The organism is Mycobacterium cookii, assembly GCF_010727945.1.
Lineage (GTDB): Bacteria > Actinomycetota > Actinomycetes > Mycobacteriales > Mycobacteriaceae > Mycobacterium > Mycobacterium cookii.
The window spans coordinates 4546531-4561941 of the sequence record NZ_AP022569.1 but is presented as its reverse complement, the minus strand read 5'-3'; the positions used below and the strand labels follow the sequence as shown (position 1 = coordinate 4561941).

Annotated in this window: 12 protein-coding genes; 11 read left to right on the top strand and 1 reads right to left on the bottom strand. The window is 65.0% G+C overall.

All coding sequences use genetic code 11. From position 1 onward, the window contains the following. Nucleotides 1-33: 33 nt before the first annotated feature. The 5 genes from G6N27_RS21425 (at nt 34) to G6N27_RS21405 (ending at nt 6772) form a co-directional block, all read left to right on the top strand. The gene (locus tag G6N27_RS21425; RefSeq protein WP_163779907.1) at nt 34-1707 is read left to right on the top strand and encodes an FAD-dependent oxidoreductase; all 1674 of its coding nucleotides are present in this window, start codon (nt 34-36) and stop codon (nt 1705-1707) included. Then, on the top strand, nt 1704-3224 hold the full coding sequence (locus tag G6N27_RS21420; protein ID WP_163779905.1) for an ATP-binding protein: 1521 nt from the start codon (nt 1704-1706) through the stop codon (nt 3222-3224). The genes G6N27_RS21425 and G6N27_RS21420 overlap by 4 nt, the downstream gene beginning before the upstream one ends. 208 nt (nt 3225-3432) lie before the next feature. After that, nucleotides 3433-4677 carry an aminotransferase class I/II-fold pyridoxal phosphate-dependent enzyme gene (locus G6N27_RS21415; RefSeq protein WP_163779902.1) on the top strand — a complete coding sequence of 415 codons (1245 nt, stop codon included), beginning with the start codon at nt 3433-3435 and terminating at the stop codon, nt 4675-4677. Further along, nucleotides 4674-5624, top strand: a complete 951-nt coding sequence (locus G6N27_RS21410; RefSeq protein WP_163779900.1) for an NAD-dependent epimerase/dehydratase family protein — start codon at nt 4674-4676, stop codon at nt 5622-5624. Before G6N27_RS21415 ends, G6N27_RS21410 begins: the two co-directional genes overlap by 4 nt. 11 nt (nt 5625-5635) lie before the next feature. After that, the gene (locus G6N27_RS21405; protein ID WP_163779898.1) at nt 5636-6772 is read left to right on the top strand and encodes an acyl-CoA dehydrogenase family protein; all 1137 of its coding nucleotides are present in this window, start codon (nt 5636-5638) and stop codon (nt 6770-6772) included. Here G6N27_RS21405 and G6N27_RS21400 read toward each other — a convergent pair. Then, nucleotides 6769-8952 carry an MMPL family transporter gene (locus tag G6N27_RS21400; RefSeq protein ID WP_163779896.1) on the bottom strand — a complete coding sequence of 728 codons (2184 nt, stop codon included), beginning with the start codon at nt 8950-8952 and terminating at the stop codon, nt 6769-6771. The genes G6N27_RS21405 and G6N27_RS21400 overlap by 4 nt on opposite strands. A 78-nt stretch (nt 8953-9030) precedes the next feature. On the opposite strand from G6N27_RS21400, the gene G6N27_RS21395 reads away from it, so the two are divergent. The 6 genes from G6N27_RS21395 (at nt 9031) to G6N27_RS21370 (ending at nt 14921) form a co-directional block, all read left to right on the top strand. After that, complete coding sequence (locus G6N27_RS21395; protein WP_163779894.1) at nt 9031-9867, top strand: LLM class F420-dependent oxidoreductase; 837 nt, start codon at nt 9031-9033, stop codon at nt 9865-9867. Nucleotides 9868-9887: 20 nt separating this feature from the next. Beyond that, nucleotides 9888-10754, top strand: coding sequence for an LLM class F420-dependent oxidoreductase (locus tag G6N27_RS21390; RefSeq protein ID WP_163779892.1), 867 nt, complete (start codon nt 9888-9890; stop codon nt 10752-10754). A 26-nt stretch (nt 10755-10780) separates the two neighbouring features. Then, the gene (rfbB, locus tag G6N27_RS21385; RefSeq protein WP_163779890.1) at nt 10781-11776 is read left to right on the top strand and encodes a dTDP-glucose 4,6-dehydratase; all 996 of its coding nucleotides are present in this window, start codon (nt 10781-10783) and stop codon (nt 11774-11776) included. Between the two features lies 1 nt (nt 11777). Continuing rightward, complete coding sequence (gene rfbC, locus G6N27_RS21380) at nt 11778-12380, top strand: dTDP-4-dehydrorhamnose 3,5-epimerase (RefSeq protein ID WP_163779888.1); 603 nt, start codon at nt 11778-11780, stop codon at nt 12378-12380. 71 nt (nt 12381-12451) lie between these two features. After that, a complete protein-coding gene (locus tag G6N27_RS21375) occupies nt 12452-12679 on the top strand; it encodes a deoxyribodipyrimidine photolyase (protein WP_163779886.1) in 228 nt (75 codons plus the stop codon). 277 nt (nt 12680-12956) lie between these two features. After that, the gene (locus tag G6N27_RS21370; protein WP_163779884.1) at nt 12957-14921 is read left to right on the top strand and encodes an alkaline phosphatase family protein; all 1965 of its coding nucleotides are present in this window, start codon (nt 12957-12959) and stop codon (nt 14919-14921) included. Nucleotides 14922-15411 lie beyond the last annotated feature (490 nt).

The following is a 15411-nucleotide window of genomic DNA, read 5'->3' as shown; positions in this document are numbered from 1 at the left end:
ATGCGGCCTCTGACAGGCGCATACTTGATGCCGATGACGCGCCCCACAAGCCCCGATCCCCAACGCAAGCCTGTGATGCTGACCGTCGACGACGACCCGGCGGTGTCGCGGGCCGTTGCCCGGGACCTGCGCCGCCATTACGGCGAGGCCAACCGCATTGTGCGGGCCGAATCGGGGCCCGACGCGCTGGACACCCTCAGGCAGCTCAAATTGCGTGGTGAGACGGTCGCGATGCTCGTCGCCGACTACCGGATGCCGCAGATGACCGGCATCGAGTTCCTCGAAGCGGCCATGGACTTGTATCCGGCGGCCAAGCGGGTGTTGCTGACCGCCTACGCCGACACCCACGCCGCGATCGACGCGATCAACGTCGTCGACCTCGACCACTACCTGCTCAAACCCTGGGACCCGCCGGAGGAGAAGCTCTACCCCGTCATCGACGAGTTGCTCGACGCCTGGCGGCGCGCACCCGAGCGGCCGATCCCGCACACCAAGGTGATCGGCCACCGCTGGTCGGCGCGGTCCTGGGAGGTCCGCGACTTCCTGGCCCGCAACGGGCTGTACTACACCTGGTTCGCCTCCGACGAACCCGTCGGCGAGCAACTGCTGCAAGCGGCCGGTGAGGACGGCAAGCGGCTCCCGGTCGTGGTCACCGAACACGGCGACCCGCTCGTCGAGCCCAGTGACGCCGAATTGGCCGACACGTTGGGCCTGACGACGACGCCGTCGCAAGACTTCTACGACCTGATCGTCGTCGGCGGCGGCCCCGCGGGTCTGGCCGCCGCCGTCTACGGCGCGTCCGAAGGTCTGCGTACCGTGTTGATCGAGACCACCGCGACCGGCGGCCAGGCCGGCCAAAGCTCCAAGATCGAGAACTATCTGGGCTTTCCCGACGGTGTGTCCGGCAGCCAGCTGGCCGAACGGGCGCGCCGACAAGCGGAGAAATTCGGCGCGGAACTCATCACCGCCCGTACCGCCACTGCCCTGGAGATCAACGGACCGAAACGCACGATTCGCTTCGACGACGGCGGCTCGATCGACGCGCACGCGATCATCGTCGCCACCGGCGTCGCCTACAACGAGCTGACCGCGGACGGCTGCGAAACGTTGAAAGGTCGCGGCGTGCACTACGGGGCCGCGGTGTCCATCGCCTCGGAATGCGAGGGCGAAGAGGTCTACGTGATCGGCGGGGCGAACTCGGCGGGCCAAGCCGCGATGTATCTGTCCCGCGAGGCGAAATCGGTGACGATCGTGGTGCGGGCGCCGTCGCTGGAGGCGTCGATGTCGCACTACCTCATCCAGCAGATCGAGCAACGTCCCAACATCACCGTCCGCACCTGCACCGAAGTGCACTGCGCCATCGGCAGCGATTACCTCGAACGCCTGACCCTGATCGACAACCGGACCGGGCAGACCGACGACGTGACCTGCGCACGGATGTTCATCTTCATCGGCGCCGCGCCGCGCACCGAGTGGCTCAAGGACGTCCTCGCCCGCGACGACCACGGCTTCATCCTCACCGGACCGGACCTGCGCAACGTGTGTGGCTGGACGCTGGACCGTCCGCCGCACCACCTGGAGACCAGCGTGCCGGGCGTCTTCGTCGCCGGCGACGTGCGATCGGAGTCGGCAAAGCGGGTCGCGGCCGCCGTCGGTGAGGGATCGATGGCCGTCATGCTGGTGCACCGATACTTGGCGGAATCATGACCGTTGAATCCAATTGCGACGCAGACGAATTACGCACGCTGTTCCTGTTCGAGCATCTCAGCGACGAACAGCTCGCGATGTTGTGCGCCGACGGCCATATCGAGAATTTCGAGCCGGGCCCGATCTGCGTCGAAGGTGAACCCGCGACCTGTTTCTACGTCCTCATCGAGGGCGAGCTGGCGATGTCGAAGCTTTCCGGCGGCCAGGACATCGAAACCAACCGAACATCGCATCGCGGTGTGTATTGCGGTGCGTGGCAAGCATTTACCGGCGAAAAGCAGCAGGCTTACACCACATCGGTGCACGTGACCAAGCCGTCGCGGTTCTTCGTGATGGACGCGCCGGCGTTCGCCGCGTTCATGAAGGACCAGTTCCCGATGGCGGTGCACCTGCTCGACGGAATCGCCGTCGGGACCGAGCGGACCCGGCGGCTCATCGACAATCGCGAGAAGCTGCTGGCGCTGGGCCAGCTGTCGGCCGGGCTCACCCACCAGTTGAACAATCCCGCCGCCGCCAGCGTCCGCGCCGCGGCCGAGTTGCGCGAGCGAATCGCCGGGATGCGGCAGAAAATGCTGATGCTCGCCGACGGCACCATCACCCCGGACGCACTGCGTAGCCTGGTGCGGCTGCAGGAACGTATCGCCGAGCAGGTCGCCAAGACGGCATCACAGCATATGAGCGCGATGGAAACCGCCGACACCGAGGACGCCGTCGGCGAGTGGCTGGAAGGCCATGGCATCGACGACGCCTGGGATCTGGCGCCGACGTTCGTCGAAGGCGGTATCGACGTCGAGTGGTTGGAGCGGATATCCGCGACCATCGAGGAGCTCGACGTGTCGGCATCGTTGCAGAAGGCGATCCGCTGGCTCAACGCCACGATTGACGGCGAGCTGTTACTGAATCAGATTTCCGAAGCGAGCCAACGCATTTCGTCACTGGTCGCCGACGCCAAACAGTATTCCCAGATGGACCGGGCGCCCTTCCAGGTGGCCGACGTGCACGATCTGCTGAAGAGCACGCTGACCATGTTCGCCGACCGGCTGGGCAAGGACAGCAGTTGCCACATCAGGGTCGTCAAGGAAACCGATCACTCGCTGCCGCAAATCCCTTGCTATCCAGGCGATCTCAATCAGGTGTGGACCAACATCATCGACAACGCGATCGCCGCGATGGGCGACAAGGGCGGCACGCTGACCATCCGCACCTGTCGCGAGGCCAACGAGATGCTGCGCGTCGAAATCTGTGACACCGGTCCGGGCATCCCCGAAGACGTGCTCGAGCACATCTTCGAGCCGTTCTTCACCACCAAACCCGTCGGCGAGGGCACCGGCCTCGGACTGGACTTGGCGTGGAAGATCGTCGTCAACAAGCACCACGGCGACCTGCGCGTCGAATCAGTGCCCGGCGACACCCGATTCATCGTGCTGTTGCCGCTGGAGATGCCACCGGCTGTCGACGTCGCGCTGCCGAGCGACGTCGACGGGGCCGACGAGCGGGAAATTTCGCCGAAAAACTAGCCGTCCGCCGACCAGTCGGCTTCGAATCCCTGTCTGGTGTGACCGGTGGTCAAACCGGGTACGCCGGGACAAGGCGACACGCGGGGACTCCCCATCGAGGGATGGCGTGACGGAGGTAGCTCGATGCGACCGGTTCGGTTCGGCTACTCCCCCCCCAGTCCACGCGGTTCTCAGCGCCTTCAGCCGCAACGACAGGGGGTACTGACGCATGGACGACACAGCAATTTCCGAGACCGGCGATATCGCCGCTGATGTAAACGAACGTGTCGCGCTCGCACGGCACTTCGGGTCGTTGGGCAAAAACCCGTTCTTTCAGCCCATCGATTCCGTCGACCCACCCAGAGTCGGCGTCCGCGGGACGCAGTGCGTGCTGCTCGGGTCGAACTCGTACATCGGTTTGTCGACGCACCCCGACGTGACAGCGGCAGCGATACGGGCAACGCAGGAGTTCGGGGTCGGCACCACCGGCAGCCGTCTGCTCAACGGCACGTACAGCTTGCACGTCGCGCTGGAAAAGCAACTCGCGAGTTGGCTGGGCCGCGACGATGCGCTGGTGTTCACCACCGGGTATCAGGCCAACGTCGGGACCATCCAGGGATTGCTCGGTCCCGACTGCCTCGCGGTGATGGATTCGTATGTGCACGCCTCGATCCGCGACGGCGTACACCTGAGCCGCGCGGTGGAGGCCAAGTTCGACCACAACGACGTGTCCTCGTTGGTCGCCGCGCTGCACAGTCACGCCGGCACTTCGTTCCGGCGAATCCTGGTCCTGGTGGATTCGCTGTACTCGATGGAGGGCTCGACCGCCCCGTTGCGACAGATCATCGACGTTTGCAAAGAAGCGGGCGCGTGGGTGATGGTCGACGAAGCACACGGCATCGGCGTGTTCGGTCCCACGGGAGCGGGCCTGAGCGAGCGCAGCGGCGTCGCGCAGCACATCGACGTGCTGATGGGTTCGCTGTCCAAAGCCATTGGCGGGCTTGGTGGATTCATCGCGGGTTCGCAGGACATCATCGACGAGATCAGGATGAGCGCTCGTTCGCTGTGGTTCAGCACCTCCGGGACGCCGGCAGCCATGGCATCCGCCAGCGCCGCGATCGACGTCATCAGGGGCGCAGAAGGACAGCAACGTCGGCGGAAACTCGAGCGCAATTCCCGCTTGATGCGCGAAGCGCTCAAACCGCTCGACGTCGAACTGCATCGGCCGGACGACGACAGCCCGGACTGGTCGCCGATCATTCCCATCCGGCTGTTCGACGAGCTGCGCACGGTGCTGAGCTGGAACAACCTCAAAGACAACGGCGTCTTCGTCACCCCGGCGATCTATCCCGCTGTGCCGCTGGGCAAACCGGTCCTGCGGGTGTGCATGACCTCGGAGCTGAACGACGACGACATCGGTCGGTGCGCTGACGTGCTCACCGACGAACTCTCGTGGGCGCTGGCGGCTGCATGAGGGACGGATTTCGTCTTGCCCTGACCGGCGCGACCGGGGATTTCGGCCGGTCCGTGCTGAATTGGGCGTGCGGATGCGACGACATCGCCGAGGTGACCGCGCTGGGACGACGTGCCACCGGTGAGCGGCACCCGAAGCTGCGCGAGACTTTCCTCGACCTGGCCGGCCGGATCGATCTCGAATCCGTCCGCGGTTGCGACGCTTTGGTCCATCTGGCCTACTGCGTCGAGGAACCGCACGACAAGCGACTCGCGTATCAGGTCAACGTCGCGGCGACGAAAAGTCTTCTGCAGCAGGCCCGCGAGGTCGGCATCGGGCAGCTCGTGTTGACGTCGAGCGCCAATGCCCTCGGCGTGCGCAACTGCGGCACCGGTAAAACGTGCAACGAGGCCGACTATCCGGCCGGCGACCGCGATGACGGCCATTACTACTTCCAGCACAAGGCGCTGCTGGAGCATCTGGCGAACTGGTACTGGGTCAACGTCACCGACGGTAAGACGAAGCTGGCCGTTGTGCGGCCGTGTTATGTCGTCGGCGAACACTTCGACAACTCCGGTCTGCAGACGCTGTTGTCGAAAGTCGTTGTTTATCCACGTCCTTCGCGGTCGTACTACCAGTTCCTGTGGGACACCGACCTGGTGGATGCCTACGCGACCATCCTCACGCACGGGCTCAGCGGCCTGTACAACGTCGCGCCGGCCGATCACACCAGCGTCACCGAGATCTGCTCGATCAGCGGTGCCAGGCTGATCCCGGGTCCGCTGGGAGCGTTGAAAGCCGGCTCGAATCTTGCTTTCCGGCTGCGGCTTACACCCTTTTCCGGGCACTGGGTGACGCTCGGCGACCCGCTGCTCGACTCCGCCCTGCTGCAGTCCACCACCGAATGGCGGCCGTCGATGAGCTCGGCGAACGCGCTGACGAAATATCTGGCCACCCGAGGCAGTTGAGGAGAACGCAGATGGATCGCACCCCACTCGCAGCTCGGCTGTCACACATCGCAGCCGTGCGCCGTCACCTTCCCGCCCTCGCCGGCAAGCTGGAGGACATGGGCTTGTTGACCGCCGAGAACCCGGCCAGCGGCGTCATCGACTTGTGGAAAGAGCACGACGGGCCTCGCCTGACCGCACCGAAAGACCTCGGCGGATTGGGCGCATCGTGCGTGGAAACCGTTGAACTGCAACGTGGTATCGGCTATCTCAGCCCGTCGCTGGCTGCCGCGAGCACCATGCACTACCTCTCCGTGGCCGGGCTGGCCGACTTCGCCGCGACCGCCGATGAGACGACGGTGGGCCTGGTCAAGAGTCTGATCGAGAACCGCACGATCTTCGCGTCGGGTTTCTCGGAGGGCACCCTTGACGGCAGCGTGTTCCACCCCTCCATGGAAGCCGAACCGGCCGAGGGTGGCTACACGGTCAACGGCCGTAAGAAGCCGTGCAGCCTGGCCAACAGCATGGACTGCGTCATGGCGAGCGTGCTGCTGAAAGACACCGGCCAACGGGCGATCACGCTGATCTTCAACGGCACCCCCGGCCTGTCGGTCGCACCGCTGTGGACCAGTCCGGCGCTGGGCGCCGCCCAAACCCACGAGGTCATCTTCGAAAATGTCTTCGTGCCAAGCGATCTGTCGATGGTCACCGACGTCGAAGATCCAGACGGCCGCAACGAGAAGTCCGGCTACGTGTTGTTCGGCCTCATCATCACCGCCGGCTACATCGGCGCCGCGACCCGTCTTGCGTTGAAACTCGCCGATCGGCCGAACTTCGCCGAATCGGACTTCGTCGAACTGTTTTCACCGATCGAAGGTGTGTGGCGGGCGCTGTTGATGATCGCCGCGCGCTACGACGCCGGCGACCGCAGCGACGCGTTGTTCGCCGACCTGCTGTGGATCCGGCTGGGTCTGCGCGACCAACTTCAGACCAGCGTCGCGCGGATGGTCTCCCGTATCGGCGGCGTCACCTTCGCCACCGACCCCGAGGTCGCCTATCTGGTCTCGGCCATCAGCGCGTATTCGTTCCATCCGCCGACACTGCGCGAGTCCGGCACGTTCTTGGTCGACCACGAGCTGGAGAACCAGATCTCGCTGACCAAGACCTAACTCTCCCGAAGTCCCACGGCCGCATGCACTTCGGCAAGCCGGCCCGGGATCCACCAGTTCCACTTGCCCACCAGCTTCATGAACGCCGGGACCAAAACCATGCGGACCAGCGTCGCGTCCACCACGACGGCAAGCGCCAGACCGACACCGATCATCCGCATGAAGGAGACTTCGCCGGTGCTGAGCCCGACGAAGACGATCACCATCAACAGTGCCGCCGCGGTGATCACCCGTCCGGCGCCGGCGATGCCAAGACCCACCGCCTTGTTGTTGTCGCCGGTTTCGAGCCAGTGCTCGCGGATCCGCGACAACAAGAACACCTCGTAGTCCATCGACAAACCGAACGCCGTCGCGAACAAGAACACCAGCACATCGGCGACCAGCGTGCCGGTCGCCGTGGTGCCGAGCCCGCCGAGGTGACCCTCTTGGAACACCCACACCAGCGCGCCGAGCGTCGCCGACAGCGACAAGGTGTTGAGCACCAGCGCCTCGAGTGGGAGCACGAGGCTGCCGGTGAGCAGGAAGACCAACACGAAAGTTGTTGCGGCAACCAGTGATAGCACCACAGGCAGCAGATCGACGATCTTGTCCACCGAGTCCCGGTTGAGTTGGTCGGACCCGGTGAACAGCGCCTCCACCCCATTCGGCACCGCAACGGCCCGCAGATGGTCGATCTCCGTTCGGTACTGCGGCGACAGCGACGAACCCGGGACCGCAACCGACAGCCACAGGCTGCCGTCCTTGGCGCCGGTCGGCAACATCGGCGGCCCGGCCACAACGCCGTGCACATAGGAACCGGTCGGAGTGGCTACCTCCTCGACGCCCGAAACCTGGGACAGGGCCGTGGCGTAGCCGACGATGTCGGCGCCACTCAGGCTGTGCGCGTTGGGAATCACGATCGACACGGCCGCGGCCGGGTCCGCGGGAAACTCGCTCCGCACGGCGTCCCCCACCTGTCGTGACTGTGCGGTGGTCGGCAACGCGCGGTCGTCCGGTAGGCCGAACCTTGCGCGCGCGAACGGCGCGCCGAGTAGGAGCAGCAGCACCACCACTGCCACGGCGCACGGCAAGGCGTGTCGCATGACGAAGTTGGTCGAGGTGTACAGCCAGCTGCGTCTGACGTCCGGGTCGGGGTTGCGGCGCCCGAAAAGGGTTCGGATGTTGAGGGATTCGATCCGGTCGTCGAGCAATTTGATAACCGCCGGGGCGACGACGACGGCGTACAGGCCGGCCAGGGCGACCACCCCGCAGCCCGCGTACGCCATCGAGCGCAGAAAGTACATTGGGAACACCGCGAGGGCGCTGACGGCGAGAAAGACCGTGCACGCGGAGAACAGGATGGTGCGTCCGGCCGTTGTCATCGCCCGGCGCAGCGCTTCGTCGCGGTCGCCGATCTGCGCGTGTTCTTCCCGGTACCGGCTGACCAGCAACAGCGTGTAGTCGATCGCCAACGCCAGGCCCATCGCAGTGGTCAGGTCGAGGGAGAAGATCGACACATCGGTGAAAAGCGTGATGACGCGCAGCATTCCGAGGGTGCCGACGATCGCCACGCCGCCAACCACCAGTGGCAGCAGCGCCGCGAACAACCCACCGAACACCCAGATCAGGACGATCAGCGACAACGGCAGCGCGATGGCTTCGGCGGTCACCAGGTCACTTTCGGACTGGTCGTTGATCTCCGAGGCGACCATGGCTGTGCCGCCGGCCAGCACGGTCAGGCCGCCGCGTGGGCCGGTGAGCCGACCGGTCACGGCCTTGGCGAATTTGGGGGCGTCGTTTTCCGAACCGGAGATCCCCGCGACGATCAATCCGGTCTTGCCGTCCTTGCTGATCAAACCCGCGCTCTGCGGTGAGCCGTCCCACGGGGACTCGACGTGACTCACGTACGCGGAATTGCGAAGTTGGCCCACGAGTTCGCGACCGGCCGCCGTCGCCGCCTGGTCGAGGACCCGGCCAGGCGCGCGGACGACCAGCGTCACATCCATGTCACCCTGGCCGTACTTGTCGGAGAGGACTTTGACGCCGCGGGCAGACGGCGAGCCCGGATCCTGGAAACCCGCTGCGCCGAGGTGCTCGTCGACCGTCGCGCCGAATGCCCCGGCCACCGCCGTCAGGAGCAGAACGAAGAACAGAATTCGCTTGGGCGCCGCGACAACCAGACGGGTCAGCAGCGACAGCACTCGGTGGATGTTACCCAGACCGGCGAACGCTAACCGTCGACCGGAATAGCGGCGTCGAAGTACTGGTTGCCAAAGGGCATGACCAAACCACAGCTCGGTAGATTCGGATCGTTCGGACGCGGCGTCACGCCTGCGCAAGCCAGAGACATCGAGGCCCTGGGCTACGGTGCGGTCTGGGTCGGCGGCTCACCGCCCGCCGAATTGGCCTGGGTGGAGCCGATTCTGGAAGCAACGACGACGCTGCAGGTGGCGACCGGGATCGTCAACATCTGGTCAGCTCCGGCCAAGCCGGTCGCCGAGTCGTTCCATCGCATCGACCGGGCCTACCCGGGACGCTTTCTGCTGGGCATCGGCGTCGGGCATCCCGAAGCGATCACCGAATACCGCAAGCCCTACGACGCGCTCGTCGACTACCTCGACCAGCTCGACGAGTACGGTGTGCCCGCCGATCGCAGGGTGGTGGCGGCCCTCGGTCCGCGAGTGCTGAAGCTGTCGGCGGAGCGCAGCGCCGGCGCACATCCCTACCTGACCACCCCCGAGCACACCGCGCAGGCCCGCGAGCTGATCGGGCCGTCGGCCTTCTTGGCGCCCGAACACAAGGCGGTGCTGACCACTGACGCGGACAAAGCCCGCGCGGTCGGCCGCAAGGCGCTCGACATCTATTTCAACTTGGCCAACTACCGCAACAGCTGGAAGCGGTTGGGGTTCTCCGAAGACGAAGTCAACCGACCGGGCAGCGACCGCCTGGTAGACGCGGTGGTGGCCTACGGAACCCCGGAGCAGATCGCGGCGCGGTTGAAAGAACACCTCGACGCCGGCGCCGACCACGTGCCTGTGCAGATTCTGACCAAAGATGAAAACCTGGTCTCGGCTCTGGCAGAACTCGCGGGGCCGCTCGGGCTGACACCGGCGTGACGAACTAGAGGGGGGCCTCGATGACCGAGGGCGTTTCACTGAAGCTCGACCTGGGCCGGTACGGGGTGTGGCTGGGGACTCGGTCGATCACCCCGCAGCTCGCCAAGCAGATCGAGTCGCTCGGCTACGGCGCAGCCTGGATCGGCGCCTCGCCCGACGCCGGCCTGGAATGGGTGGAACCGGCGCTGGCGGAGACCTCGTCACTGCAGCTGGCCACCGGAATCGTCAACATCTGGGCGTCCCCTGCGGCCGAGGTGGCGGCGTCCTACCACCGCATCGAGGACGCCTACCCGGGCCGGTTCCTGCTGGGGATCGGGGTGGGTCATCCCGAACACACCGACGTCTACCAGAAGCCCTACGACGCGCTCGTCGAATATCTCGACGAGCTCGACGGCGCGTCGGTGCCGACCAGTCGGCGAGTGCTCGCCGCACTGGGGCCCAAAGTGCTGGCGTTGTCCGCCGAGCGCAGCGCCGGTGCTCATCCATACCTGACCACGCCGGCGCACACCGCGCACGCTCGCGAGCTCATCGGCAACACCGTGTTCCTGGCCCCGGAGCACAAGGTGGTTCTCACCACCGACGCCAACCAGGCTCGCGACACCGGCCGCGGCGCCATCGACTTCTACCTCGGCCTGAGCAACTACGTGAACAACTGGCGCCGGTTGGGGTTCACCGACACCGACGTGCGCAAACCCGGCAGCGACAGGCTGGTCGATGCCCTCGTCGCCTACGGCACACCGAATGCCATCGCCACCCGACTCAACGATCATCTGGAGGCCGGTGCCGATCACGTCGCGATCCAGGTGCTCGGCGCCGAGTCGGAGGACAAGCTGGTGGCCGCGCTGAGTGAGCTGGCCGGACCGCTGGGGCTGGCCTCGCGGAGCTGACCATGCCGCTCCGCTAAAGTTCCCCCATGCGTCTGCTGGTCACCGGCGGCGCCGGCTTCATCGGCGCCAACTTCGTGCACGCCACCGTGCGTGATTACCCCGAGGACACCGTGACGGTGTTGGACGCGATGACCTATGCCGGCTGCCGCGAATCGCTGGCAGTCGTCGACGACGACATCAGGCTGGTAGAGGGCGACGTCAACGACGCCGAGCTGGTTGCCCGCTTGGTCGCCGAGTCGGACGCGGTGGTGCACTTCGCCGCGGAAACCCACGTCGACAACTCGTTGGCCGATCCGCAGTCTTCGCTGCGGGCCAATGTGCTCGGGACGTTCACGATCTTGGAGGCCGTACGCCGGCACGGCGTGCGGCTGCATCACGTGTCGACCGACGAGGTGTACGGCGATCTCGAACTCGACGATCCGCGGCGCTTCACCGAGTCCACGCCCTACAACCCGTCGAGCCCGTACTCGGCGACGAAGGCCGGCTCCGACTTGCTGGTGCGAGCCTGGGTGCGGTCTTACGGCGTGCAGGCGACGATTTCGAACTGTTCCAACAACTACGGGCCATACCAACACGTGGAGAAGTTCATTCCCCGCCAGATCACCAACGTGCTGACCGGGCGGCGGCCGAAGCTCTACGGCAAGGGGGCCAACGTCAGGGACTGGATCCATGTCGAGGACCACAACGACGCTGTCCGCAGCATCCTCGCCAAGGGTCAGCCCGGGCGGACTTATCTGATCGGCGCCGAGGGCGAGCGGAGCAACCTGTCGGTGCTGCGCACACTGCTGGAGTTGATGGGCCGCGATCCCGACGATTTCGACCACGTCGTCGACCGGGCCGGCCACGACCTTCGATATGCTATCGACCCGTCTGCGTTGAGCGCCGAATTGGGCTGGAAGCCAAAGCATATCGACTTCGCGGACGGCCTGCGTGCCACCATAGACTGGTACCGCGACAACGAATCGTGGTGGCGGCCATTGAAAGATACCGTCGAAGCTCGCTACGAAAAGCGGGGGCAGTGACATGAAGGTCCGTGAACTCGACATCGCCGGCGCCTGGGAGATCACCCCGCAGACGCACGGCGACTCACGGGGAATGTTCCTCGAATGGCTGACCGACCGGGCGTTCACCGAATTCGCCGGCCATCACCTCGACGTCCGGCAGGCCAACTGCTCGGTCTCGGCGGCCGGCGTGCTGCGCGGCCTGCACTTCGCCCAGTTGCCGCCGAGCCAGGCCAAGTACGTGACCTGCGTGTCCGGCTCGGTATTCGATGTCGCCGTCGACATCCGTTTGGGCTCACCGACATTCGGTCGCTGGGATGCGGTCACGCTCGACGACCGCAGCCGCAAGACGATCTACATCTCCGAAGGACTTGCGCACGGTTTCCTTGCACTGCAAGACAATTCGACGCTCATGTACCTCTGCTCGACCGAGTACAACCCGCAGCGCGAACACACCATCGCCGCGACCGATCCGACGCTGGCGATCGACTGGCCGAGCGGCCACGAAATTTGCCTGTCCGACCGCGACGCCGCCGCGCCCACGCTGGATGAGGTCCGCGCTGCCGGCCTGTTGCCCACTTGGGAGGAAACCCGGGCTTTCGTCGCGGGCCTGAAAGGCGATTGAAGCCTCACCGTTTGGGGTATTTCCGTCCGGGGTTTCAGACGGGTGACCCCCTCAGTGTTGAGGAGACCAACATGCTTCATCAACTAGTGCTGGCCAGCTACAGCCAGCCAGAGGCCGCCGGGTTCATTCTGCGGGGCATCAAGGGCATTTTCGTCGCCATCGGCAGCGTGATCGCAGCAGTGATTTGCGCGGTCATCGCAGCGACCAAGGGCCGCAACCCATTTGGCTGGGGCATCCTCGGACTCTTCTTCAGCATTCTGACGCTGATTGTGGTGATTGTGATCCCGTCCAAGAAGTAGCCGGCCGGGGGCTGTTGAGCCTGCGGGTTCCTTAGCAGATGCTGAGCGACTTCGCAGGTGGACATGCGGGCGTGTTTGCGTAACCGCCGACCACCGGCGATCCCCGGCTAAGCTGAGCAAATGGCCGTTGAGCAGCATCAATGCGGCATGACAGGGTGGCAGGAAAAAGACGGCGGAGCTGCCGAAGAATTTTGCTCAAAATCCTGCTGAAAGAAAATCCAAGGCTTACCTTAAGCAAACCTGAGATCTTCCGCCTCCCTGCTAGGAAGTACCAGCGATGGCTGATCGACGCAGCACGATGCACAATCCGCACTCACGCAAAGCGATGACCCATCGCCGTCGGCGTGCCATCGTGGTGACCGGCGCGGTCAGCGCGTTTTTGGCACTGGGGCTGGTGCCGCTCGCCAATGCGCCGAAAGCCTCGGCCGACGGACTTGACGTGGTCGTTGACCAGGTCGTCAATGCGATCACCGGTTCGTTGGGGGATGCGGCTGCCGGCGCGGCGGCGGTTCCCGAGCTGGGCAGTCTGGGCTTGGGTGCCGCCGAGTCGACGGCGGCGGCCGCTCCGGTCGATGGCTGGTTGCATGCGCTGGAGCAGGACTGGATCACCAGCAGCTTCGGCCAGCAGGTTGACACCCTGCTCAATGGTTGGTTCAACCAGGGCGCCGCGCTGGCCCAGGTCGATTCTGCGCAGCCGATGAGTGAGAACTTGCTGGTCAACCCGGGCTTCGAAACGGCCGACCCGTCCGGGTCGGGCTTCAGTGGGGTGACCATTCCAGGCTGGACGGAAAGCGGCACCCCGACCGTGATCGCCTACGGCACCCACGGCGGTTATCCGTTTGGGTTCACGACTCCGCTCCCGAAGTTCTTCGACTTTCCACAGACCGCGCCCGTAGGGGGCGGCGACAATTTTGCCGGCGGCGGACCCGTGGCCACGTCGAGCATCAGCCAGACCGTCGATCTCACCGGCGCAGCCGGAACGCCGTTTACGCTGAGTGCAGATCTCGGCGGCCAAGGCTTGGACCCGTCCTTCGCCTCAGAGCAGATCACCTTCCTCGACGCCCAGGGGCACGTTCTGGGCACCGACTCGCTGAGCCCGGTCACGGTGTGGGATCGCCTGGGTATGACCGGGTTTGAGGAACGCGATATCTCCGGGACGGTCCCGGAGGGCACCACCTCCGCGACCGTGACCACGACCTTCACCGACAAAGACTGGGTCCTCGGCAACTACAACGGCGCCTACGCCGACAACGAGTCATTGATCGTCGGCGATCCAAACCTCACCGCGGCGCCGCTCGCCCAACCGATCTCGAACGTCGGCCAACTGGATCACGTGTTCCTGATCTACATGGAGAACAAGGGCGTCGGCGACATCGTCGGCAGCCCCAATGCGCCGTACATCAACAACCTGATCCAGCACAACGGATACGACAGCAACTACTTCGCGCTGGGCCACCCCAGCGACCCGAACTACATCCGGGTTGTGGGCGGATCGGACTTCGGCCTCGACTACAACCCCGCCCCGCCGGTCATCGACGCGAACAGCCTCATGCAGGAAATGGATCAGGCGGGCATATCGTGGGCCGGCTACGCGCAGAGCATGCCCACCCCAGGTGATCTCGTGTCTTCGGGTAACTACTCCGTCGACGAGCTGCCCTTTGCGCAGTTCCACTACGTCTACGACAACACCCCCGCATACCTCCAGGAGCACCTGCTTCCGCTGACGGATTTGCAGAACAACCTCGCGGACCCGAGCAAGTTCCCGGAATTCACCTGGATCGCTGCCGACGAGGCCAACAACGGGGAAGGCCCCATCAATAGCCTCAGCGGCATTCTCCACTTCATTGGCGGTCAGCTCACAAACCAGCAGTACAACGTCCCGGCCGCCGACCAATTCGTCCAGCAAGAGGTGTCCACCATTGAAAACTCGCCAACGTGGACTGACCCGTCGCAGCACGATGCGATCATCATCACGTTCGACGAGGACAACAACAACTTGTCACTGGGCATAGGCAACGAAGGCAACAACGTTCCGATGATCGTCATCCCGAACACGGGCGCCGTGACGGATGGTGGGATGGTGTCCGGACCCTTCACCACCGACGCCTACTACAACGAGTACAGCCTGATGGCGACCATCGAAGACGCCTTGCGTGCCGGGCCAGGAACTCTGGCTCCGCTCACCGCCAACGACATGTACGCCACACCCATGAACGCGTTCTGGAGATTGAACCTGCCCTAGAAGGGCGGAGGTTCGTCGTCGTCCTGCGGGGACGACGGCGCGGCGCGAGCGGCTTGTCGACTCTGGCGGTTCAGCTTGCGTTCGGCGGCAATGTAATTGGCGCGGTTCTGGGCCCGGGTGCGTCGACGGGTTGGCATCATCGCAGCCCGGTCAGCGCAGCGGTTCCGCAATTGGTCCGGCTCGGGCCGCGGCAGGACGCGCATTTACGCGCGTGTGCGCGGTTAGCTCAGAGAGCGACAGCTCCCACGCATTAGAGCTGGGTCAAAATGTGGTCACGAAGCTGGCGGCGGCGGGGGGCCAATAGGGAAATCTGGCGGCGTCGGGAACCACGTGCAGGAGCCGGTTGCGGTGGTGAGGCTGGTGATGTGCCAGTCGCATTCATCGCGGGAACCATCGGCGTAGGTGCACGTGCTGTGCGACGCCCCGAACATTCCGATCCCGCCGCACTGCCCGTTCGCGTTCGCCATGCAAACTTGATGGGCCTGCGGGT